General features: G+C 35.2%; 27 protein-coding genes and 1 pseudogene. 11 read left to right on the top strand and 17 right to left on the bottom strand.

Annotated elements, in window-relative coordinates:
• The first annotated feature begins 452 nt into the window (after window positions 1-452).
• Window positions 453-674: a hypothetical protein gene (locus C568_RS0115725; RefSeq protein WP_018782076.1), complete on the top strand. Its 222-nt coding sequence runs from the start codon at window positions 453-455 to the stop codon at window positions 672-674.
• Between the two features lie 28 nt (window positions 675-702).
• On the opposite strand, the gene C568_RS0115720 is transcribed toward C568_RS0115725, so the two are convergent.
• Together C568_RS0115720 and C568_RS0115715 are read right to left on the bottom strand one after the other, a co-directional pair.
• Entirely contained in the window at window positions 703-1,608 is a 906-nt protein-coding gene (locus C568_RS0115720) for a DMT family transporter (RefSeq protein WP_018782075.1), read from the bottom strand.
• A 114-nt stretch (window positions 1,609-1,722) separates the two neighbouring features.
• On the bottom strand, window positions 1,723-2,046 hold the full coding sequence (locus C568_RS0115715; RefSeq protein WP_006096284.1) for an iron-sulfur cluster biosynthesis family protein: 324 nt from the start codon (window positions 2,044-2,046) through the stop codon (window positions 1,723-1,725).
• Between the two features lie 126 nt (window positions 2,047-2,172).
• On the opposite strand from C568_RS0115715, the gene C568_RS0115710 reads away from it, so the two are divergent.
• Both C568_RS0115710 and C568_RS0115705 read left to right on the top strand, forming a co-directional pair.
• Window positions 2,173-3,090 (top strand): Nif3-like dinuclear metal center hexameric protein, encoded by a 918-nt coding sequence (locus C568_RS0115710; protein ID WP_018782074.1) that lies wholly within the window; start codon window positions 2,173-2,175, stop codon window positions 3,088-3,090.
• On the top strand, window positions 3,091-3,423 hold the full coding sequence (locus tag C568_RS0115705) for a hypothetical protein (RefSeq protein ID WP_018782073.1): 333 nt from the start codon (window positions 3,091-3,093) through the stop codon (window positions 3,421-3,423).
• Window positions 3,424-3,545: 122 nt separating this feature from the next.
• On the opposite strand, the gene C568_RS0115700 is transcribed toward C568_RS0115705, so the two are convergent.
• From C568_RS0115700 to C568_RS0115670, 7 genes and pseudogenes are all read right to left on the bottom strand, one after another.
• Complete coding sequence (locus C568_RS0115700) at window positions 3,546-4,766, bottom strand: ATP-binding protein (RefSeq protein WP_003201289.1); 1,221 nt, start codon at window positions 4,764-4,766, stop codon at window positions 3,546-3,548.
• Window positions 4,767-5,101: 335 nt separating this feature from the next.
• Window positions 5,102-6,301, bottom strand: a complete 1,200-nt coding sequence (locus C568_RS0115695) for an ATP-binding protein (RefSeq protein WP_018782072.1) — start codon at window positions 6,299-6,301, stop codon at window positions 5,102-5,104.
• Between the two features lie 363 nt (window positions 6,302-6,664).
• Window positions 6,665-8,482: an acyltransferase family protein gene (locus C568_RS0115690; RefSeq protein ID WP_029427345.1), complete on the bottom strand. Its 1,818-nt coding sequence runs from the start codon at window positions 8,480-8,482 to the stop codon at window positions 6,665-6,667.
• A 266-nt stretch (window positions 8,483-8,748) separates the two neighbouring features.
• Window positions 8,749-8,835: pseudogene (locus tag C568_RS36455) on the bottom strand (DUF2196 domain-containing protein); the annotation flags it as partial.
• 116 nt (window positions 8,836-8,951) lie between these two features.
• Window positions 8,952-9,914: a metallophosphoesterase gene (locus tag C568_RS0115680; protein ID WP_018782070.1), complete on the bottom strand. Its 963-nt coding sequence runs from the start codon at window positions 9,912-9,914 to the stop codon at window positions 8,952-8,954.
• Window positions 9,915-10,136: 222 nt separating this feature from the next.
• A complete protein-coding gene (locus tag C568_RS35470) occupies window positions 10,137-10,370 on the bottom strand; it encodes a hypothetical protein (protein WP_018782069.1) in 234 nt (77 codons plus the stop codon).
• Between the two features lies 1 nt (window position 10,371).
• The gene (locus C568_RS0115670) at window positions 10,372-10,668 is read right to left on the bottom strand and encodes a DUF3986 family protein (protein WP_018782068.1); all 297 of its coding nucleotides are present in this window, start codon (window positions 10,666-10,668) and stop codon (window positions 10,372-10,374) included.
• 120 nt (window positions 10,669-10,788) lie between these two features.
• Between C568_RS0115670 and C568_RS0115665 the strand changes: the two genes are divergently transcribed.
• The 3 genes from C568_RS0115665 to C568_RS0115655 are packed head-to-tail and all read left to right on the top strand — an operon-like array spanning window position 10,789 to window position 13,368.
• Entirely contained in the window at window positions 10,789-11,793 is a 1,005-nt protein-coding gene (locus tag C568_RS0115665) for an ABC transporter substrate-binding protein (protein WP_018764595.1), read from the top strand.
• An 11-nt stretch (window positions 11,794-11,804) separates the two neighbouring features.
• Window positions 11,805-12,569, top strand: coding sequence for an ABC transporter ATP-binding protein (locus C568_RS0115660; RefSeq protein WP_006096294.1), 765 nt, complete (start codon window positions 11,805-11,807; stop codon window positions 12,567-12,569).
• Entirely contained in the window at window positions 12,562-13,368 is an 807-nt protein-coding gene (locus C568_RS0115655) for an ABC transporter permease (protein ID WP_018782067.1), read from the top strand. The genes C568_RS0115660 and C568_RS0115655 overlap by 8 nt, the downstream gene beginning before the upstream one ends.
• Window positions 13,369-13,436: 68 nt before the next feature.
• Here the strand turns inward: C568_RS0115655 and C568_RS0115650 are convergent, their stop codons facing one another.
• Window positions 13,437-13,664, bottom strand: coding sequence for a hypothetical protein (locus C568_RS0115650; protein ID WP_018782066.1), 228 nt, complete (start codon window positions 13,662-13,664; stop codon window positions 13,437-13,439).
• Between the two features lie 207 nt (window positions 13,665-13,871).
• On the opposite strand from C568_RS0115650, the gene C568_RS0115645 reads away from it, so the two are divergent.
• Complete coding sequence (locus tag C568_RS0115645) at window positions 13,872-14,531, top strand: HAD family hydrolase (RefSeq protein ID WP_018764598.1); 660 nt, start codon at window positions 13,872-13,874, stop codon at window positions 14,529-14,531.
• A gap of 171 nt (window positions 14,532-14,702) precedes the next feature.
• Here the strand turns inward: C568_RS0115645 and C568_RS0115640 are convergent, their stop codons facing one another.
• The 3 genes from C568_RS0115640 to C568_RS0115630 form a co-directional block, all read right to left on the bottom strand.
• A complete protein-coding gene (locus tag C568_RS0115640) occupies window positions 14,703-16,808 on the bottom strand; it encodes an N-acetylmuramoyl-L-alanine amidase (RefSeq protein WP_018782065.1) in 2,106 nt (701 codons plus the stop codon).
• A 747-nt stretch (window positions 16,809-17,555) separates the two neighbouring features.
• A complete protein-coding gene (gene mutTA / locus C568_RS0115635; RefSeq protein WP_003202680.1) occupies window positions 17,556-18,035 on the bottom strand; it encodes an antimutator 8-oxo-(dGTP/GTP)ase in 480 nt (159 codons plus the stop codon).
• Between the two features lie 85 nt (window positions 18,036-18,120).
• On the bottom strand, window positions 18,121-18,438 hold the full coding sequence (locus C568_RS0115630; protein WP_018764600.1) for a hypothetical protein: 318 nt from the start codon (window positions 18,436-18,438) through the stop codon (window positions 18,121-18,123).
• Window positions 18,439-18,546: 108 nt separating this feature from the next.
• Between C568_RS0115630 and ytzI the strand changes: the two genes are divergently transcribed.
• Genes ytzI through C568_RS0115610 form a run of 4 tightly spaced genes read left to right on the top strand, consistent with a single transcriptional unit; the run spans window position 18,547 to window position 19,437 of the window.
• The gene (gene ytzI / locus C568_RS0115625; RefSeq protein WP_018782064.1) at window positions 18,547-18,696 is read left to right on the top strand and encodes a YtzI protein; all 150 of its coding nucleotides are present in this window, start codon (window positions 18,547-18,549) and stop codon (window positions 18,694-18,696) included.
• Between the two features lies 1 nt (window position 18,697).
• The gene (locus C568_RS0115620; protein ID WP_029427341.1) at window positions 18,698-18,928 is read left to right on the top strand and encodes a DUF3953 domain-containing protein; all 231 of its coding nucleotides are present in this window, start codon (window positions 18,698-18,700) and stop codon (window positions 18,926-18,928) included.
• Window positions 18,929-18,955: 27 nt separating this feature from the next.
• The gene (locus tag C568_RS0115615; RefSeq protein WP_018782063.1) at window positions 18,956-19,186 is read left to right on the top strand and encodes a DUF3953 domain-containing protein; all 231 of its coding nucleotides are present in this window, start codon (window positions 18,956-18,958) and stop codon (window positions 19,184-19,186) included.
• A gap of 26 nt (window positions 19,187-19,212) precedes the next feature.
• On the top strand, window positions 19,213-19,437 hold the full coding sequence (locus C568_RS0115610; protein ID WP_018782062.1) for a DUF3953 domain-containing protein: 225 nt from the start codon (window positions 19,213-19,215) through the stop codon (window positions 19,435-19,437).
• Between the two features lie 94 nt (window positions 19,438-19,531).
• Here the strand turns inward: C568_RS0115610 and C568_RS0115605 are convergent, their stop codons facing one another.
• The 4 genes from C568_RS0115605 to galT all read right to left on the bottom strand — a co-directional run bounded on the left by C568_RS0115605 (window position 19,532) and on the right by galT (window position 23,651).
• Window positions 19,532-19,954 (bottom strand): DUF5412 domain-containing protein, encoded by a 423-nt coding sequence (locus tag C568_RS0115605; protein ID WP_003208871.1) that lies wholly within the window; start codon window positions 19,952-19,954, stop codon window positions 19,532-19,534.
• Between the two features lie 134 nt (window positions 19,955-20,088).
• Window positions 20,089-21,078, bottom strand: a complete 990-nt coding sequence (locus C568_RS0115600) for a LacI family DNA-binding transcriptional regulator (RefSeq protein ID WP_018782061.1) — start codon at window positions 21,076-21,078, stop codon at window positions 20,089-20,091.
• Between the two features lie 24 nt (window positions 21,079-21,102).
• Entirely contained in the window at window positions 21,103-22,149 is a 1,047-nt protein-coding gene (locus C568_RS0115595; protein ID WP_018782060.1) for an aldose epimerase family protein, read from the bottom strand.
• A complete protein-coding gene (gene galT / locus C568_RS0115590; RefSeq protein WP_018782059.1) occupies window positions 22,146-23,651 on the bottom strand; it encodes a UDP-glucose--hexose-1-phosphate uridylyltransferase in 1,506 nt (501 codons plus the stop codon). The genes C568_RS0115595 and galT overlap by 4 nt, the downstream gene beginning before the upstream one ends.
• Window positions 23,652-23,717: the final 66 nt, after the last annotated feature.

Raw genomic sequence — 23,717 nt, 5'->3', positions numbered from 1 at the left:
CAATTCTCCTTTATCATTATCATCTTATTTACATATCATCAGACTTTATCTGTTACATTCAAAGAAAAACAACATAACCACTACACTTATGTTGTTAAAATATTTTTCAGAAATAATATTATACAAGATTTCTAGCTTGGAATTAGGATCATTTTGTGACGTTTTTGCAAACATTTTTTCATAGATTTATAAAAAAGTGATATCAATCTATAAGAATATGGATATGATGTATATATATCCGCTTTCATTTTCCAACATATAAAATCGCTGCCACGAAGCACCAAAAGTTACCTGCACTCTTTTCCTCTCTGTTCTAACTTGACATGGGGCAGGAAAGGACTCTGACCGCTACTACGCATAGCCGGATTCTCTCTCCCACCTAAAAAGAAAGGTTTTACGTCAGTTTTTCAATTTACATGCATGTAGTAAGTACACAAAAAAGGGGGCGTATAATGATTTATTTTTTAATGGCTCTCATTCACCTCATTATCCCTGCACTTATAGGACTCTCATTATATTGGTACACAAAAAAACATAGTATCTTCTATGCTGTCCTCAGTGTTCTTCTCTCCGGAATTATTCTCATTGCACTGTTCCGCATACCTTTTCTCAACTTAATCCCACTTATTACTGCCATTTTGTTCCTCATATTTCTACCCAAAATAAAAAAATAGGAAAGCAGATCATGACTGATCTGTTTTCCTATTTTGATATATGTTCTGACGCGACAGGCTGCGTCCCAGGTTTTTCTGATTTCACAAACCATAAACCGAGAAAAATAACACACCCGCCAATTATTTGTTGTAATGAAATCTGTTCCTTCGCCCATACCGCTGCAAATACAACCGCAACAAGCGGTGTAATATACATATATACCATCGTATGAGAAGCTCCAATTTTTTGAACACCAATATACCACATAACTAAACCGAATACCGTTACAAAGAAAATAGAATATAATAGTGCAAACCATGTCATTCCTTGTTCAATTTGAAACGGCATCGAAAAAATATGCCATCCGCTTAGTATAACAAGAGGAATCGCTCCAACAACTGCTGACCATGCAGTCACACGAAGCGCTGAATATTTTTTAATAAGTGGTCCTGCTAACACTGGATATAGCCCCCAGCACATTGATGTAATCAGTCCAATTCCATTTCCGTAAAAAGACCCAACAAGCGAATGTTCAGCTAATAACACAAGCGCTGCACCGCTGCACGCTATGATAGAACCAACTAATTTTCGCTGGGAAAACTTCTCTTGCTTAAGAAAGATTGCAAACATCGTTGTAAAAATAGGTGAAATAGAAATAAGTAAGGAAGCGTTCGTAGCGGATGTATATTTGATGGTTTCCATAAATAATGTTTGATACAATACGATACCAACAATACTCACAACAACGAGCCTTAGTATATCTCTTCTTTCCATATACAATGACTTTTCAATATATAATGTAAGCAATAATAGTAGCGGTGCTGCTGCTATCATACGGAGCGCAGTAAACTCAACTGCTGAAAACTCCTCAAGTCCGTATTTCCCGATCGTATAATTTATCCCCCAAATGATAACAACATTTAAAAGTAATAATTCAATCCCCCATCTTCTCATGCGTAATCCCCTCCGCACAGATGATTATACAGAAAATTAAATTAAATGTACATTTTATGAACTGAAGAATTTCATAAGAAAAAGGAGCGTACAGTTTGCTCCTTTTTTCATAAGTTATACTCGAATATGGAGTTTCATATTCGGATTATAAAACTGATTCGGACTCTTCAATTGAAAATATCCACCTGATTCATGTAAATCAACAGTCAATTTATCATCCATAAAAACAAGCTTTGTGCGATCCGCAATAAACTGTAGTTTATTTGAATCAATATCTACATCACGTTCATCTTTCTCTGATACAGCCACCAAATCAATAATTCCACTCATCACACAGCCGCATCCTTCATTATCATAAAATAATTTTATAAACTTCGCTTCACTTGGAATCGTATCCATAATCTTTTTATATGCTGCATCTGTTACAGTAACGTACATATATTCTCCCTCCTACCTCAGTACATAATTCTTATATTGTACCATTCTTTTTATGAATTCTATCCATTTATTGTATACAGAAAATTAAGACTAATATAAAATGTATGTGATAAAGGAGGATGAATTATGCCAGCTTTACAAGAAATACAACAAGCACTTGATCATTTATTTCAAATTAAAAAATATGGAAAAGACGGTGCCTTCAGCCGCTTTATTCCAGCTGTATACGATCCAATTGATTTTCCTTGGCAACATTTTTTTGAAACAGACTTTGTAAATACCTTTAACGGACTTATGATAAAAGGGGCTGCAACTGTAAATAGCGTCTTTTTAGCAGTCTTCCCAACAGATGATGTTCTTGAAAAGTTCATCTTACAATCGAAACCAGGTGATTTACTTTTTATGCATCATCCTCTTGTGATGGAATGCGGTGATCCTCTTGGAAAATCCGGACGAGGCTTTTTACCGATTCCAGCTCACTATTTACAAGAAATCAAAGATAAAGACCTTTCTATTTATACATGCCATGTTCCAATGGATCATCATCAAACATACGGAACAAGCATTGCGATTGCAAAAGCTCTAGAGGCCGATATAGTAGATGGTTTTGCTTATGATGGTAAAGATATACCATGTGGACTCATTTGCAAAATTCCTGAAACAACAACAAGAAAACTCGAAAACCAACTAAAAGAACTCTTTCACATTCCATATATAGACTTTGAAGGCAAACGACATGAATTTATCACAAAAATTGCAATTATCGCTGGATGCGGTGATAAAATAGATCTTCTTAAAGAAGCAGAAGAAAAGGGCGCTGAGGCGTATATTACAGGTGAAATTCATTGCCATATTGATAACGAATACGGCAAACATAAGTATTCATTAATTATGGAATATGTGAAAGAAACAAATATGTCACTTATCGGTGTGTCACACTCTGCTTCTGAATACTTAGTGAAGAAAACATTAATGCGTGATTGGTTTATAGAAAACTTTGATGTGGATGTTGTTTTACTTCCGCAAAAGAAATGGTGGTATTAAATGTGCATTCGAAAAAATTTTTTCATATTTCTCTTTCTTACCTGTTTTTTATTAGGTGCATGTAAAAATAACCCTGAAGACGAATTAAGAAAAACAGTGTGGGATCAATTATCTGAACATACGAAAGAAGAACTAAGTGATGGCTGGAAGCATGCTACAATTACAACTGAAACATTGCAAGCCGGAATATCTTCGGTCAAAGATTCCTCTTATATAGGAAAAGAGGTTTATCGTATTTCATTCCCATCTGATCGTTCTTACAAACTTGGAAATGTAGATGCATTTGTTGATATGAAAACAAAGAGAGTAATTGGATTTGGTCTACGAGATTAAAAAAGATTCGCTAATACTGCGGATCTTTTAGTTATCAGGAATAGATAATAAATCTAATAAGGTATATGTAACGATCATTTTAAATAAAAAGAGAGGATCTGCTTCCCTCTCTTTCCCATTCATCAGTGAATTGGCAACGTAATTTCAACTGTAGTCCCTACTCCAACTTCACTCTCAAACTGTATCTTGCCTTGATGTTCTTCAATAATCTTATATGTAACCATTAATCCTAAACCAGTTCCATCATCTTTCGTTGTATAAAAAGCTTCGCTCAGTTTAGGCATTTTGTCTTTCGGTATGCCACATCCCTCATCCTTGATTCGAATGATCATTGCATCTTTTAATGTAACCTCAATGATAATTATTCCACCATCTTGCATAGATTCAATCGCATTTTTTATTAAATTTAAAAACACTTGTTTTAAACGTTTTTCATTACATATTATACTTGGTAACTCACCTTTATAAATGGTATGTATTTTAATTCCTCGTTCCGAAGCAGGCTGTCCCATAATTCTTACCACGTATGAAAGAATGTCTTTTATATTATGATTCCCGCATTCCATTGGCTTAGAATTTCCAAGCTCCACCAGTTCGGTGGCAATTGTATCGATTCTTTCGATTTCTTGCTCCATAATATCACAATAGGCTTTATCCTCAGGATACTTTTCTTTTTGTCCTCTAACAAAACCGTTCAACAGCATCAATGGATTACGCATTTTAAAACCGATAACTGTTGCCACCCTTCCAATTACAGCCATCTTCTCCGATTGTTGCAATTCCTTATGTGTCATTTCAATTGTGTGTATATAAGATTGGAATCTCAATAAAATAATCCATCCTATAATGGAAAACAAGCTACAAAGAACAATAGGAATGAGAACAATAAAAGAATTCACAATGAATCCCATTAAAACATACTTTATTATTGTCCCTCCGGTTACTAACCAAAAATAGCGTTTATTTACAAATAATGGTGCAAAAAGAAAGAAAAACCCTTCCACTATATTCCCTGCATCAAACTCTAAATCTGTTCCATAGTAAATGATAAAATTATGAATGAAATCTAATATATTATATCCTATGAAAATAATATATTTCACAGCATATGGATTCTGTCGCTTCGCCACATATATTCCCACAAACACCAATATAACCATGAGAATATACAACCATATCCCTAAACCCATTTCTAGAATTGGACCCCCATCTCCTCCCCCTTCTAGCTTAGGCATAATATAATAATATGCAACATCATAAATGAAAAAAGTTGTAAAGAATAAACTTAAAAACAGCTTTAACGTTCGAATCTCTTCCCTTGTTAATTTATAAACACTGTCCATGTAGTAACTCCTCTATTCACAATACACATACTTCGCGAATCTTGCCTTCTCTATAAACCCATTTTGATTTTTAACATAAATTAGGTTTTCTGTCGATTTTTCAATTTGTGTTTATATAAAGTGAAACTTCCATCACCCGTCGAGCTTTTGCGGGATAACTCCTTTTTGATTTTTCACATATAAGCTGCTATGAAAAACAAAAGGTGACCTGCACTCGTTTCCTCTCTTTGTTTTCACTTGGCATGGGGCTGGAAAAGGATCTGACCGCTTCTATCCATGGCCGGATGCTCTCTCTCACCTAAAAAGAAAGGTTTTATGTCGGTTTTTCAATTTTCTTATATAGGTAAAATAATGTCTACTTTCGTTCCTACGTTTCTTTTACTCGTAATGTGTATTTTCCCATCATGTTCTTCAATAATCTTGCAAGCAACAGTAAGCCCTAAACCGATGCCATTTTTCTTTGTCGTATAAAAGGCTTCTGTTATACGCTGTAAATTCTCTTCCTGCACACCGCACCCATTATCTACAATACTTACTATTACACCATCTTCATTTCTTTTGTTTATATGTATTTGAAGTGTTCCGCCATGTTCCATCGCTTCAATTGCGTTCTTTATTATGTATAGAAATACTCCTTTTAATTTACGATGATCACAATCTATTTTTATTTGATCAGGTGCAACATCATAAATGAGATACAGCTGTTTCCTGTTGATTTCTGCACTCATTTCTTTCAACGCATTTGATACAATATCTTCTATTAAATAACTACTGTAGGTAGAAGGTTTACAAGTTGCCATTACCATAAGCTCACTTATCATATTGTTTATATGCTCAATTTCATCAATCATATGTTCATACACTTTATCATCTACATATTTCTCTTTCTGCAATTGTGTAAATCCCCTTAACGATGAAAGTGGATTTTTAATTTCATGTCCAACAGATGCTGCCATTTTTCCAATAACTACGAGCTTTTCAGACTCTCGCTTTTCTATCATCACGTTGTTTACAGTAGAAAGGTACTGTAAAAATCGATTCAATAGGAGATACGTTACAAATAATAAGAGGCTATACATAACCAACGGCATAAATGCCGCTTTTTTCCCTAGGACCAAAAGTACACTGTATTTCCCCATAATAACCAAAAATAACCAAAGTAAATACCGTTTACTCATAAAGATTGGCACAAATAAAATAAAAACAAATTCAATTGTATGCCCATCATCAAATGCTACTTTATTGTGAAGTGCATACCAATATAAGTTTAAAATTTCTGAACACATATAAGCTATTAAATATATATACTTAACACGATATGCCTGTTCCCTTTTCATCATATACATACTACATGCTATTAAGCAGGCTCCATACAAAAACTTTGGAACTTGAACATCTAATCTTATTAGTGTTTCAGAATCTCCTAGCATAACAGAATAAACTGTTTCATATATAACCCATACAATATTCAATACCCATAAAAAGAGTCGAGCATTTTTCTTTTCTTCTTGAAATGAGATAAAGTTTTCTTTCACTTTAACACTTCCTCAAAAGCTATATACTTTCGCTATATTATTACTAACACTCATTATTATAATAAACGACAATAGTGTTTGACCAAAATAATATCAAATAATGTAGAAAAGTTTACCCCGACTTATCAATTTGATAAGTCACATAATTTTCAATAATATGTACTAAAAAACGCTATTATTTGTTATATACTGAACTTGTCAGGTTAACTGTAAAGAGAACTCCCCGTTCTTTGTGTTTGAGCCTACCCCGTTATTAAATATAAGTCAAAAAGAACTTGTAGCGTATCTACAAGTTCTTTTTTGATTTCAATCAATCTATTGCATCACACTTTGAAGTTATGTCAAAGTGTGATGCAAATCAAATTATTGATTCACCGCTTTTGCTACAAGCGCAGCATATGCTTCTGCACCTGTTTTCGTTAAATGTACGCCATCCGGCTCAAAATACGCCTTATTATCAGCACTTGCTGAATACCAATCGACTAACGTCACATTTTGGTACTCAGATGCGACTTCTTTTAATTTCTCATTCACTAATGATTCCCACGGACGTGGTACCCTCGTATTGATTAATATAATTTTACGTTCATTCCCAATCACTTTTATTAATGATACGAGTTGCTCTTTTGTAAAGGCACCATTTGTACCTAATCCAATAATGACATGATTCCCTAAATTCCCCTCATTCTTTAGCTGTTCCACCACAGGAATTGCTTTAGACAGTTGGCGACCAATTTTTGCATCAATCCTAATATTAGGAAATGAATTTTTCAAATACGGGGCGACGTCAATCATAATAGAATCACCTACAGCTGTAACTGTTTGAGGACCTTTAGGCTGCGCAGCAGCTTCTTGTTGTTCTTTATTTCGAGGTGGCTCATCAGCTGGTTTTTCCCTAACTGCCACTGGATGTTTCGGTTTTTCTTTTTGTTCCGTTTGTACTGCTTCCACCTTATCTTTTTGAGGATTATCCTTCGCTTTACTAGCTGTTGATAATCCAAAAACAGCGATCGTAGAAACGAATAGTGCGCATACTAAGGCTAGCTTACCACTTAATGCTAAGTTTTTCATTCCCCAATTCCTAGAGCGAATATTCTTCAATGCCCCTTGTCGGATTGGATTTTCAATAAACTTCCATGAAATTTGTGCAGCTACTATAATAAGTAAAAATTGAAGAATTGCTCTTGTAAGCGAAAACTCTCCAGCACTTACCTTCGGAGTCGTTAACGTGATAATCGGATAATGCCAAAGATATATCCCATACGATCGTACTCCCATCCAACGCAGTGGTCTAAACCTTAAAAATTGAGCAATTCGGCTAGCTGGGTGAGCAAGGTTCGCCACTAATAAGGCAGTAGCAATTGATAAAATGACCATTCCTCCGCGATATAGAAACGGATCATATTGATTTGTCTTCCAAAACATAACGAGGATAATAATAAGAGCCATTCCTCCAACTACGTCAAGAATGAGACGTGCTTGTGGAATAATTTTATTTGCAAGCCTACTGCTTGGCCAAATTAAGGCAAGTGCCGCTCCAATCAATAAGGAAAAGGCCCTTGTATCAGTACCGTAATAAATTCTGCTTGGATCAGCTCCTGGTTCATACAGAAATGCCATTGCCAATGCAGAAGCAGCTGCCCCTAAAACAATGAATAAAATGATATGTGATTTCTTTTTTATGTAACGAAACGCCAGGCTAATAATAAATGGCCAAATTACATAGAACTGTTCTTCAACAGCTAACGACCAAAAATGATTCAGTGGAGAAAGTTGGCTAAAACTATCAAAGTACGATAATTTATGATAAATATACCACCAGTTACTGAAATATAATAAAGCTGCTAGCGAATCCCCACGCATCTTTCCTAGCAAAGAACTATGAAAAATTGTAATCCATGCTAAAACAATTACAAGCATGACAAGCATTCCAGGAAGTAATCTCCTTGCCCTACTGAGCCAGAATTTCTTCAAGTCAATCCTCTTATTTCTCTTCCATTCTATAGCTAGAATATCTGTAATTAAATAACCCGAAAGTACAAAAAATACAGTAACACCTAGGAATCCTCCAGGCATCCAATTAAAATTAATATGATATAAAATGACGCCTAGTATAGCTAGGCCCCTTAGACTGTCCAATCCAACCATATAGCGACTACTTTTCTTTAATGGTTCGGGCATCCGCCAGTCACCCCCGTATTTCTCTAAAATTACGTGAATATTTACAATATAAAACTCTATCAATATGTATTACCTCTAAAAAATATGAACCGAATCAAAATATTACAAAACCTATTAACAAACACACTCAATTTTTATGATTGCATGCACAGTAACTAAAATTTTACCATGTTATGTATTAACATGAAATAGTCTCATTTATGAACTTTCATGTAAAAAAGGAGGTTATCCTAAAAATTCTATTTTTAGGATAACCTCCTTTCTTATTAACCGATACTCTGAACTCTACCAACTTTCCCATCTTGTAATCGTACTTTAATACCGTATACATGCGTCTCCGTGTTTGTTAAAATAACGAACTTATTTAAGATAACAGATACAAGGGTATAGCTTTGTCGTAATTTATCGAATTTCCACTCAGTTACATCCAATTGTTTGTTTTTTAATAACTTCGCAAACAATAAACACGCTATCTTTTCTCATAACTGCTTGTTCTCTTTAATGAAAAAACAGAAAGTTCCGGCTTACTTAAAAACCGTACCGGCATTCTAGTAGTACCAATACCACGATTCACATACAACTGTAATGGCTTACTCTTTCCTTCCAATGAATAAAGTCCTTCTACATATTTATTTGCTAGTGAAGTAGTAATGATAGAACCTATGAACGGAAGCTGTACTTGTCCACCATGACTATGACCAGATAGTTGAAGGTCCACTGGATATTCAGATATTTGATCAACAGCATCTGGTTCATGTACTAGCAGGAGATTAAAATCCTCTGTTCGAAGGTGCTGAAGAGTAGGTTTAACTTTTGGTTTTCCAAGTAAAAAATCATCTAGACCAGAAATGGTAATGTAATCACCATTGACAACTTTAATCCTCTTCATTTCATTATTCAAAACAGTAAAGCCAGCCTTCTCCATATACTGTTCGTATAAGTGTCCCCCGCCACCTCCTCGATCATGATTGCCAAACACAGCATATTTTCCAAGAGGAGCGCGAATTTGTTTCAAAATCGTTTGTGAGTACTCTCTTTCCACAACATATTCTCCAAATTTATCAATTAAATCACCTGTAAAAACCACAATGTCAGGCTTTAGCTTATTGATTTTATCCACTAATATTTGCTGCTGTTTATGAGGAAAGTTTGATCCGAAATGTGTATCTGAAAACTGTAAGATTTTCACACCATGAAAACCTTCTGGAATATTTGGATTTTCAATATCGTTCCATGTAACTGAAAATGATTTTGTTTCCAAATGAAAAGCATATACATAAATTGTTATTGGAAGAATGAATAGTATGAGGGAAATGATACATATTCTTCTAAACCGCAATAAGGAAGTACCTTCTTTGGCTTGTTCCAAAGAAGGTATTTCTTCGTTCAAATTCATTCTATTTGTTTTGGCGTGTTCTAAATTCGCTTTCATGTGTCCACCTCTAAATTCATCTTCATAAAAAGATACGATTTAAATAATGTTGTAGCATTTCTATGTTACAAACGTATGTCTTTTGAAAATTGAGGTGAACATGAGCAAACTAATTAAACCAAAATTAAGATTTGATGCAGCATGTGGTCCTTCTATTAAGGGGAAAAATGATAGGATATTTACTTCTACTATTAGAAGCAGTTTGGATGATTTTATAAGATTTTACCTTATGAGAGGAAGTAGCCAAATTTCCCATATGATGCATACAATTAATATAAATGTATAATCACCAAAATCTAATTTAGACCCTTTCTTTACATGCATATCCAACCAAATATGCATAAGTTTCATTCCCTTATATTTATAGACATTCTTCTTTGCAAATCGATAAACAAGAAGCTGTAATATCATAAATCCTGCTACAACTATAAGTAACAAAACGAGAAAGTCAATCACTCTATTTCTGCACTGATTTCTCTAATATACGATGTTCCAAAAGCCATTCTTCAAACTTAGCACTTCCAAATTCCCAGCTTAAGTCATTTGCATGTACAGAAAAAACGCGATACCCGGAATAGTCATCCATAAATTCATCTTCCTGTACCTGTACTAGCGGAATCCCATAAAAAGCAAAGTTAAAAAATACATCCCACACATCTTCATGTTTTCTTTTATAAGCAATCGATTCCACATCAAATTCATCTCTAAAATAATCAAGATGTAAATGCATGCTATCATCATATTCATATTTCATTTTATCACCCCTTATATTTGTACTTCTTTATCATCCAAAAAATTCCTTCTACATCCACTCACATCTAGGCACTTACCTACATATTATGGCAGTAGATTCATTTCTAGGAGGTGTCACATTTTGAAAAAATTTATAGCTGTTTTTTGTATACTTGTACTTACTGTTTTTACGTTTGTGGCTTGTAGTAAAAAAGACGATACGAAGCAACAAGTGCAAAAGATTCGCATTGGTGAAGTTACACATTCCCTCTTCTACGCACCGTTATATGTTGGGATTGAAAAAGGATTCTTTAAAGAAGAAGGATTAGATATCGACCTACAAACGACAGCTGGTGGCGATAAAACAATGACTGCGCTATTATCTGGTGGAATTGACATTGCACTTGTCGGCTCTGAAACATCCATTTATGTTCACCAGCAAGGAGCAAAAGACCCGGTTATTAACTTTGCTCAGCTCACGCAAACTGATGGTACATTTTTAGTTTCTCGCAAAAAATTAGACTCCTTTAATTGGAACGATGTGAAGGGCGTTACTTTCCTTGGTCAACGTAAAGGTGGTATGCCGCAAATGGTTGGGGAATACGTTTTGAAGAAAAATGGCATTGATCCACACAAAGATACAAATTTAATTCAAAATGTTGAGTTTGCTAATATCGCTAATGCCTTCGCGTCTGGTACAGGCGAATTTGTCCAGTTGTTTGAACCAACAGCGAGTATTTTTGAAAAAGAAGGAAAGGGCTATATCGTTGCTTCTTTTGGTACTGAATCTGGAACTGTTCCATACACAACATTTATGGCAAAAGAAAGCTTTTTAAAGAAAGACAAAGCAGCAGCGGAGAAATTCACACGTGCATTATATAAAGCACAGCAATGGGTTGATACGCATAGTCCAGAAGAAATTGCCGAGGCTGTTACACCACTTTTTAAAGATACTTCAAAAGATATTACGGTAAAAGTAATCGAGCGCTACAAAAAGCAACATTCGTATGCGACAAATCCATTATTAGACGTGGAAGAATGGAAACAACTACAAAAAATTATGAAAGAAGCTGGAGAATTACAAAAAGAAGTTCCACATGAGGCGCTCGTCGATACAAAAATTGCCGAAAGCGTTATTAAGAAATAGAGGCGAATACAATGAGTTTCTTACAAATATCTAATGTTTCCCACTGCTTTTTTGCAAAAGAAAATGCCCGGCTCGTCCTCGAAGATATTAACTTACACGTAGAAGAAGGGGAATTTATTTCCTTTCTTGGCCCAAGCGGCTGTGGAAAAACAACGCTTCTTTCTATTATTGCAGGACTATTAAAACCAATTGAAGGTATTGTCTTTGTAGAAGATGAGCCAGTGACAAAATCAACTTCTTCAATGGGATATATGCTCCAACAAGATTACTTGTTTCCCTGGAAAACAATTGAAGAAAATATAATGCTTGGGCTGCACATTACAAAAACATATGGAGAGGAAACGAAAGAACATACCTTACAACTTTTAAAGCAAGTCGGCTTGCAAGGCGTAGAAAAGCAATCCCCTCGGGAACTATCCGGTGGCATGCGCCAACGGGCAGCACTCGTTCGTACACTTGCAACAAATCCAAAAATCCTGTTGCTTGATGAACCATTTTCAGCTCTTGATTATCAAACGAAATTAAAATTAGAGGAGCTCGTATTTTCTTTATTACACAAATATAAGAAAACATCTCTTCTCGTCACGCATGACATTGAAGAAGCAATCGCAATGAGTGATCGTATTTACTTGCTTCAAGCAAACCCTGGGAAAATCGCAAAAATATTTTCAGTACCAAAAAGCATTCGCTCCCTACCACCGTTACAAGCAAGGTACCACCCTGATTTTCCAGCCCTCTTTCAAGACATATGGAAGGAGCTGGAGCGCCTTGGATAATATAAAACAATTACACAAACAGTTTCGAAAAAAAGAGCATCAGCGTACTTGGACAGCTGCCTCTTTACAATTTTTACTTCTCATTCTCTTCTTTACATTATGGGAACTCTCCAGTAAACAGGAGTGGATCGATCCTTTACTCTTTAGCTCACCTTCAAGTATTTGGGAGTTATTTGTAAGTAAATGGGGAGACGGATCACTTTGGATTCACATATGGACGACACTGCTTGAGACAGGTATTGGTTTTATTCTCGGTACAGTTCTCGGAACAATTATCGCAACCGTTCTTTGGTGGATACCGCTTATAGCTCGCGTATTAGACCCATACCTTGTTGTGTTAAATGCAATGCCAAAAGTAGCACTTGGCCCGATTATTATCGTTATTTTCGGCCCAAACATCTCCTCTTCGATCGCAATGGGAGTTATTATTTCCATCATTATCACCATTCTTGTTATTTACAGTGCATTTCAAGAAGTTGATTCTAATTATATAAAAGTAATGGATACATTCGGCGCAAATAAATGGCAATGCTATAAACAAGTTATTTTACCGTCTTCCTTTCCAGCTATCATTTCAACTTTAAAAGTAAACGTTGGATTATCATGGGTTGGTGTTATTTTCGGTGAACTTCTTGTTTCCAAACAAGGACTCGGTTATTTAATTAGCTACGGATTCCAAGTATTTAACTTTACACTTGTACTGCTGAGTGTATTACTGACATGTGCACTTGCTACTCTTATGTATGTGTTTGTTGAAGGATTCGAGAAACTATTAATAGGTAAGAAAAAAAGAAGCTGACTCAAAACAAAATACTTGGGTCAGCTCTTTCTTTTTTATACCATTATTTTTAAGAAATCATAGCTTTTTTATTTCTGATCACATACTTTTGTATCGTTCATTACAGTGTTTCCTTGAATCATGACCGTATGAAAACAATCCTTCACACGCACTGTTACGATATTATCTTTCCGATCCACAATATGATACTCATCAAAATGTTGATTTAATACATTACGGATTTGTTCTCCTTCGAAAATCGGAACACCATGAGACATTACCCAGATGAGACCAGCAATAGCAAGAATGGTTTTCATACGCTCTACCTTCTTGAGAATGAATTCATTACATCTTCAACATGCGCGTTATAATCATTTTAATTTTGTGACAATACCTCTTTTATACCTATTCTATTTGGAAATTCTGGTCCCTTCTTCCACGTCAAAAAGTTTTATGCCATGCATTTTTTTAGAAATATGCGATAATTATTTCTAGGAAGTTTTTTCATTTTAAGGGGGATTATTATGATTCGTGCTGTGCTATTTGATTTAGATGGAACATTGTTAGATCGGCATCAATCTTTAGAACATTTTATTCATGAACAATATGATCGTTATGCTCATCATTTTACCAGCATTATTAAATCAGAATACTGTTCTCGTTTCATTCAGCTAGACAATAACGGCTATACTTGGAAAGATAAAGTATACGCTACCCTGCTTAAAGAATATGCAATTACAAGTGTGACAGCCGAACAACTCTTGCATGATTACGTAACAGAATTCGCAAACCACTGCATTCCTTTTCCAAATATGCATGAATTACTTCAGCAATTACAAAACAAGAATATTAAAGTGGGGATTATTACAAACGGCATAACCGAATTTCAAATGAACAATATTCGCGCTTTGAACTTACATACTTATACAAATACCATTCTCATTTCGGAAGCAGAAGGTATTAAGAAGCCACATCCAGCTATCTTTGAGCGTGCCCTCAAACAATTAAACGTCCAATCAGAAGAATGTATCTATGTTGGAGATCATCCGGAAAACGATGTAACCGGTGCTGAAAACGCCGGGATTCCTGCAGTTTGGAAGAAAGATTCATTTTGGGGAGAGTTTGAACATTCTCGTGTAGTTGAAAATTTACTTGAGGTACTTTCATTCGTAAAACTTGGATAAATAAGTCGTCACCCTTAAAGAATTCACTTTTCACGTTAGTATAAAGCTAAAGTTGTAATTCATCAGATACAAAAACGCCATCCTTTCCTATAATTCTAGAGAAAGAATGGCGTTTTTTCATTTTAAGAGTGTATTTCTTTTTCCTAGCTTACTAGCAATGTTACGCTACCTCTAATTAGAAAAATATTTTAGAACTCCTTCAAACACAGATTGTGCCAGTACATTTTGATATTTGTCAGAAGTCAATTTTACTCTTTCATTAGGATTTGATAAAAATCCTGTTTCTACTAATATAGGTGGTGCACTATTATCTGCCTTTAACACACGAAGTTCTGGTCGATCTTTTACAAATCTATTTTTAGCACCTGTATTTTTAATTAAAGCATTCTGTACAGCATTTGCTAAAGTAAGTGCTTGTTTACTTTTTGGGTGTTCAGAATTATATAACGTTTCAATTCCTTCTGCTGCAGTCGCATCAGCTGAATTTACATGCACACTAACAAAAATATCTGCTTTGTTTTCATTTGAAATACGAACACGATCTCCTAATGGAATAAAGATATCTGTTGCTCGTGTCATCACAACATTTGAACCACTCTGAGCTAATAAACTCTTTAACTTCAAACCTACTTGCAGGGCAATCGTTTTTTCATATATATTTTCATATAATGTCCCTGAATCATATCCACCATGTCCTGGATCAACTATAATTGTTTTACCAAATACGATTGGATTTTCAATCCAAACACCATTTGTATCAAAATAGTATACTTTACCATTCTCTTCTAACCATCCGATTTTCATTGCTCCATTGCCTTGCAGGTAGTACCAAGTTGTTCCTTCCTGTAGCCAATCTGTTTTCATCGCTCCGTTGCTTTGCAGATAGTACCAAGTTGTTCCTTCCTGCAACCAGCCCGTTTCCATTGCTCCACTACTTTGCAGGTAATACCAGGTTGTTCCTTCCTTCAACCAGCCCGTTTGCATTGCTCCGCTTCCGTTGAAGTAGTACCATGCTCCATTAATTGACTGCCAATCTGTTTGCATTGCTCCGCTTCCGTTGAAGTAGTACCATGCTCCATTAATTGACTGCCAATTTGTTTGCATTGCTCCACTTCCGTTGAAGTAGTACCATACTCCATTAATTGACTGCCAATTTGTTTGCATTGCTCCACTTCCGTTGAAGTAGTACCATGCTCCATTAATTGACTGCCAGCCTGTTTGCATTGCTCCACTTCCGTTGAAGTAGTACCATGCTCCATTAATTGACTGCCAACCTGTTTTCGCTGCTCCGCTGCTTTCTAAATAATATTTTTTATCACCAAGCTGCAGCCAACCTGTTTTCATTACTCCATCGCTTTCGAAGTAATATTTTTTATCACCAAGCTGCAACCAGCCTATTTTCATTGCTCCATTGCTTTCTAAATAATATTTTTTATCACCAAGCTGTAGCCAGCCTATTTTCATCGCTCCATTGCTTTCTAAATAATATTTTTTATCACCAAGCTGTAGCCAGCCTATTTTCATCGCTCCATTGCTTTCTAAATAATACCAAGTTGTTCCTTCCTGCAACCAGCCCGTTTTCATTGCTCCACTACTTTGCAGGTAATACCAGGTTGTCCCTTCCTGTAACCAGCCCGTTTTCATTGCTCCATTGCTTTGCAAGTAATACCAGGTTGTCCCTTCTTTCAACCAGCCTGTTTTCATTGCCCCATCTTGTTGCAAATAGTACCAAGTAGTTCCTTCTTGCAGCCAACCCGTTTTCTGTTTTCCATCTGGCTGAATATAATACCACTTATTATCTCTATTCACCCAACCTACTTGTGTTTTAGGTGCTGCCTGTACTGTTTTAACAGTAGTTTGATTCGTTTCTATTTCACTAGTACCTAGTGGTTGCTCACTTTTTACACCTGCTGTTCCAGGCTGCTTTGTTATATCTTGCTGTATTGTCTTTTGTTCTTGCTGTTTTTGCTCAGGTAATAGCTGATCTTGCTGTTTAGATTGTTCTTGTTGCTCAGTACTAATTTCTTGTTCTTGCTTCTTTTGCTCAGGTAATAATTGATTGCCCTGTTTAGATTGTTCTTGTTGCTCAGTACTAATTTCTTGTTCTTGCTTCTTTTGCTCGGGTAGTAATTGATTGCCCTGTTTAGATTGTTTTTGTTGCTCAGTACTAATTTTTTGTTCCAAAGGTAGCTGTTCATTCTCTGTTTCAGCCAAAGCTTGCATTGGGCTAAGCACATAGCCTAATGTTAAAACAGCTACTGCAGTTTTCTTCAACATGTGTAGTTCACCTTTCCTTATCCACTTGATTTAAAAATATAAAGATCTAATTCTAGCAAGATAATTAAAAACTCAACATTTGATTTCTATAAACATATTAAATCAAAAAAAAGCAGCCCCCAAACTAAAAGGCCCTATGTAGCGCGATATGACTACATAGGGCCTTTTAGTTTGGAGATTGCCATAAGTCAAGTTCTCAAAATCCACTAGGATTAGGTGTTACTATACACTAATTTTCATAATTCAATTTAACTCTAATGTTATAATATCAACATTCTAAATGCAATTAAAAAGATAAATTTTCCTTTTTAAGTTTTTGTTAACTGAATAATATTAAGACAATATATTATTCAGTTAATCCAGTGAGTTTTTGATTGCATGTAATAGTATTAGTTATAACTCTGTGTGTTTTTATTGCATATATGTACGGTGTATACTCATACGCACAAACCTTCTTTTTATGTTAATGTTCCTTAAATCATTTTTTTATTATAGGATTCGAACGAGTGAAGCATTTTACAGGGGAGCCAGAAAAAAATTAATTTATTTTTATGAAATAGCTATTTTGTCTTCCTCTTATATAAATTTACTCTATGATACATATCGTGAGTTTGTTTCTATCTTTTTTAACACTCCATATAAGTTTTTCCATGAATATATATCGGTAGCACTACATTACAAGCACTCTGCCGGAATATATACCGAAGGAACAAATATAATTTTAATAACAAAAAGAACCCGGCCCCTTTACTTCGTAAAACAGCCGAGTTCTTCTATATGTTTCATCGTACGCGCTAATACATCGTCACGCATAATAAAGCTAAATTTCCTATCAGTTTTAATGTTATCCGGGATTTCTTTTAATAGAACAGACCCTTTTGTCTCTTCATAGTGCGTATGTTCTTCTACTGCACTAATTGTTGCGAAATAAATGTTTTTAATGATTATTTTGTCTTTTCCAGATACTTTGTATTGTCCTAAGTAAGTTAAATCAGAAACAATACCACCGGTTTCTTCATGAACCTCTCGAACTGCCGCTTCTTCCGGTGTTTCCCCCAGCTCCACCTTGCCACCTGGAAATTCAAGACCGCGGCGCAAATGATGCGTTAATAACCATTGATCCCCGTACCGGCATACAACCCAAACATGCTTTGGCTCAGGAGAAAATGGATAACGTTCAAACGATAATTGTACAGTGTTGTGGTAATAATCTTTAAATTTGTACATGCCATTACTCCCCTATAGATGGTTACAAGTTTTTCCTACCACAAATTGTAGCACAATTCTCATTCATATGCATAATGTTATCCAACTACAATCCATTGATTATTCCCATTTGCGCGACTAATTCTTTCGTTTCATGATTCCCTAAATCATAAATCATCTTATAGGCTTTCTGCAGTTGTTCATCATACCGGTCATTATTCGAATCATGATGATACTCAACATACGGAACGTGCGAACGTACAAAAGAGCCAAGATCTTCACGATACGCTTGATCGAAGTATTCCCGAAGCTGGGTAATTTCCTCATCATTCGCCTGGATTTCAAAGCTATATGTATCTGCCGTTTTCACCTGCGAAATCTGACCATTTCCTACTGATATATAGTAAGTTTTCTTATTATCCATATAACACCCTTCTTTCACCCTTTTACTTTCTATTGTTTTCAACAATTACAAAATTATGTAAAACGAAGTTTCATTTAATGGTAAAATTAAGAAAAGGAGGGGAACTGGATGTTAAAAATACTAATCATCGGCGTCATTATTGTGATTCTCGTGTTGGTTCTCTCTGTGCTGACAATTAATAAGGGTTATTCATATAAACATTCGGTTGATAAACCAGAGGATAATCCTTATCTAACAAATAAAAAGGAGAATCAATAATATACTTCGTATACTCCGCCTCTTAACTGCTTTCATTGTCATTATCGTATCCTTATACAGTCTATTTACACAGAATGATTCATTTCTTACACTCTCACAATTTTTCGTAGGAGCCTTAATGTTCATAATCGCGATTGAACAAATACAAAAGAAAGACCCAAGCACAGGTTTGACCTGTATGGTAGCAGGAATTTTCGTGTGGGCTGTTCTCGCAGTAAAGTATATCATGTAACGACTATTTTCTTACGGAGGGATTAATATGCTAAAAATCGCTCGAATTACATTTGCACTCATTGCACTCGCTTTGTCTATCTATAGTTTTATCACAGATAACAGAGGCATTATACTGTATATGTTCATTGCTTTAGGTTTAATGTCTTTCACTATGAGCATCGAGGAATTATGTGAGCAAAAGAAAGTAAGCGGAACAATGTGTTTTCTAGTTGGAGCTATCGTTTTATTCATCGCTATATCAGAATTGCTCCGCTAATATAAATTTTCAAAGGAGAGAATGAAATGCTGACTGGATTACGTATTTTCTTCCTACTACTGACACTTGCTCTTTTAGGCTATTACCATTTTACCAAAACTGATGTACTCCCTTACATGCAGCTCTCACTCGCATGTATGTTCATTATCATGGGCACTTCTGAAATGAAAGCGCGGAGAAAAATATTAGGGATTGCTTCTTTTTTGGTTTCTGGTTTTATCTTCTTCATTGTAATTTCTATACTTTTATGATGAAAAGCTAAAAGCCATCTTCCCACTTAATGTAGAAAAGATAGCCCTTTTCGTTACTCTTGTGCTTTATTTGATCAAAGTAGTTCTATCCCATTTATTGAACAAACTGTTTTGGATATTCTTTTATATGCTTATCATCGTCACGCCAATCATAAGTTTCTTTCTTTGAAATATCTAACGCTTGATCTCCAATTCTAACTCTATCTTTATCTATCCATTCAATGTGTGGATCTGTATCTGGATAGTTCCAATATACATTTTTGGCAGAATTGGAACTAAGGTTAACTAATTCTCCTCTAACAGCATCTGCACTTAATGATCCGGCGTTATGAAAATAAGTTTTTATAGCATGTTTTCCATCTGGAGATTTCACAGTTCGAATCAATTCTCCTTTCGGAACGCCTTGCAAACTAAAAAACTTCCAATATCCGAAGCCAATGATCATTACTAGCGCAATAAATAATACCAATGCTACTTTTCTCTTTGTCTTTTTGATTTGAATTTTTGCATCGTCCACTCAATCATCCCCTATAATCTTGAATATAATCCTTTTAAACCCATATTACACCACACACTAACCCATTAATATACCCCATAAAAAGAAACTCCTGTTTCAATAAGCAGGAGTTTCTTTTTTCATTTATTCATTTACTAAAAACTACTTTTCCTAATGTTTAATTTCGTTGACAAAATTACCTTTTTAGCTACATTCCGTCCTAAAAATCGTTCCATTAATAAATCTACTGCTGTTTCTCCCATAAGTCCCGTATATACTTTCACTGTACTGAGCGCAGGAGAAAGATACTGAGAAATACTGAGATCATTTACACCAATTATATTTACTCTTTCTGGAACAGGAATCTCACATTCATGTAATGCCCGCAAACATCCGATTGCCATAGCATCATTTCCAACAAAAAAAGCCGTCGGTAACTGATCCTGCTGCTCTTCTATCGCCTGCTTCATTAATAAATAACCATCGTTTACTGAAAACTGACCCGTGTATATATACTTTTCACAAAATAATTCTTTTTCCTTTATATATTTTATAAAGGCACGTTCCCTTGGATCTTCAATTTCAGAAGTCTGATCTTTAAATGTTTCCTGTCCTCCTATGTATCCAATCTTTTGATGTTCCTTTTCTATTAAATGATCAATCACCTTCATGGTTACCTTTTCAAAATCTACCACAACCGCATCAAAAATATCTTCATTTGGAGAATAATCTACAAATACAATGTTTTTTGTTATCGTTTCAAATAAACCTATTTCTCGTTCACTAAATTTCCCTATTGCAATCATGCCTTGAATGTTTTCTTGCATCAACTCTTCCATTTGGCTATGAAAAAGTTTTACAATTTTCAAACCTTGCTGTTCACATCTTTTTTCTATTCCTAAACGAATGGACATATAATATAAATCGTTAAGCTCTTCTTCTTCTGTATACCAATGAACCAAAGTAATTTTCGGCAATTCTTTTTTACGCTTTGTACGCTTCTTATAAGAAAACTCCTCTGCTGCCTCAAATATCCTCTTCTTCGTTCCATCACTGACAGAAAGCAATGGATCATTATTTAACACCCGAGAAACAGTAGCGATGGATACGCCTGCCTTCTCTGCTATATCTTTAATCGTTGCCATACCAGATTCACCTACTCTTCTCAATTATTCAATCCGAAACGTATATTTCGTTGAGGAGGAGAATAATTGATTTTTATTTAAAATATGAGAAGGGAAATTCGGATGATGAATGGCATCAGGCAATCCTTGCGTTTCTAGACAAAGCCCTAAATACTTTTTGGATTGTACCCCACATATTTCAAAATCACCTGGTAATTGGTTTCCTGTGTACAAAACTACCCCAACTTCATCTGTCTCCACAACTAATTTGCGACCACTTTCTTCATCCCATAATATGATTTCCTGATCGTAGTTGCTGTTCAAAAGAAAAGGATGATCATATCCTTTTCCTACTAATTCATTTTGATAATAGCGAGAATATACTCCCTCTTTTATTTGCCTTCCTGCTCGGAAATCGAAGGGCGTATCTATTACATCCAATATTTCACCCGTTGGTAATAATTGCTCGTTTAATTCTAGAAATTGATCACTATTCATTTTTAAAGTATGCTGTAAGACATCCCGTTTTAAATTACCACTTAAGTTAAAATACGTATGATTTGTTACGTTTAATATGGTCGTTTTATCTGACTGCGCTTCATAACGAATCAAAAACTCATTCGCGTTATTTAATGTATAGATCACTTTTACATGTACAGTTCCTGGATATCCTTCTTCTCCGTTAGGGCTAGTATAAGTAAATTCAATTCCATTTTCCTTCTCATTTCCTATTATTTTAGCATCCCAAACGATATAACTAAATCCTTTTAAACCACCATGAAGGTGATTGTCTTGATCGTTTTTTACTAGCGTATATGTGTTGCCATCCAACTCAAATTGAGCACCTTTGATTCTACCAGCCACTCTTCCTACAACTGCTCCAAAGTATGGAGAATATCTCTCATAGTTTTCTAATTCTTCAAAACCTAAAACGATATTTTCATAATTTCCTTTCCTATCAGGAGTAATGATTTTTGTAATCACACAACCGTAATTTAAACACGTAACTTCTATATCATTGTCATTTTTTAATGTATAAGCGTACACATCTTCTCCATTTACTTTACCAAATACATTTTGAAAGACTTTCATACCCCTATCTTCCGCTCCTCTAAACTTTGTATAAAACGTTTAAATGCAGCTATTCCTTCATCGTTTCGTTTGAAAACCCCAGCATCTTCTAATGCCCTTAAAAATTTAGCCGCTAACTCTTTTTGAACAATATGGTGAATATCCTCTTCATTCGCTTCCTTTTTATACCGCTCTCTCAGTTGTTCTGCCCATCGTTTGTGATATTCCGCTACACAATTGTCTTTATACAATATATATCGTTCTACCTCTTGTAGTTCTAATTTCAGCCTTGCTGGAAGTACAGCTAATCCCATCACTTCAATTAAACCGACGTTTTCCTTCTTAATATGTTGTACATCCTGATGCGGATGAAAGATACCAAAGGGATACTTCTCACTTGTACGATTATTTCGTAATACGAGGTCCAACTCATACTGTTCATTTCGCTTGCGAGCAATAGGCGTAATCGTATTATGTGGCACACCGTCTGTATGTGCGTAAATATGAACAGATGAATCGCTATATTGCTTCCATTTTCCCAAAATGTAATCGGCTACATTTACTAATAAATTAGAATCCTTACCTTTTAGGCGAATAACCGACATGGGCCATTTCACTACCGAACATTGAATCCCCGGAAATCTATCCAATTTAAATGCATAATCATCTGCTGCTTTTGCCATCGCAAACTCATATTTACCACCTTGATAATGATCATGTGATAAAATAGACCCGCCTACAATAGGTAAATCAGCATTGGAGCCAATAAAATAATGAGGGAACCGTTTCACAAAAGAAAGTAATCTTCCGAAAGCTTGGCAATTTATTTCCATATTCCGATGCATTTCTGCTAGCACAATGCAATGTTCGTTATAGTACACATAAGGAGAATATTGTAAGTACCATCGCTCTCCTAATAATTCCATTCGAATCATTCTATGGTTAGAGCGTGCTGGATGGCCAATTCTGCCCACATATCCTTCATTTTCAATACAAAGCAAACATTTCGGATAATCCGTATTTTGTATTACGTTTTCGTTTACAATTTCCCTTGGATCTTTTTCCGGTTTAGATAAATTGATCGTAATGTCCAATTCTCCATACTCTGTATTAGCTTTATAACTAATATTTTTTTGAACACGCTTCGTTTGAATATAGTTGCTTATTCGACTTAATTCATAAAAATAATTGGTTGCATATTCTGGATGACACTCATAATGTTGATAGAAACATTGATTAATAGTCGATGGTTTTGACATGAAGCAGTTCATAATTTGATTCGCTAATATTTCTCTATTGTGAGAATGACCATCGATAATTCCTTGTTCACTCGCATACTGAACTAAATCTTCTAGTAAATCTGTTATTTCTTTTTCTTCCGCTTTACTTTTTTGCATTTCAAAACGCTCTAAATGAAGAAGGTGAAGAATTTGATTTCTTATATAAATTCTATCTTCTCTTTCGATAAACCGAAGTGAACATGCCCGTTTTATAAGTTGCTCAATGACTTGATAAACATTCATGATACTTTCCCTCCGCTGAATCGTTATATCCATTCGGATTATTTTCATACCCATCCTAAACATCTA

Source organism: Bacillus sp. 95MFCvi2.1, from assembly GCF_000374965.1.
GTDB classification, from domain to species: Bacteria; Bacillota; Bacilli; order Bacillales; family Bacillaceae_G; genus Bacillus_A; species Bacillus_A pseudomycoides.
The sequence above is the reverse complement of the archived record's forward strand: the minus strand, read 5'-3'. Positions and strand labels throughout refer to the sequence as shown.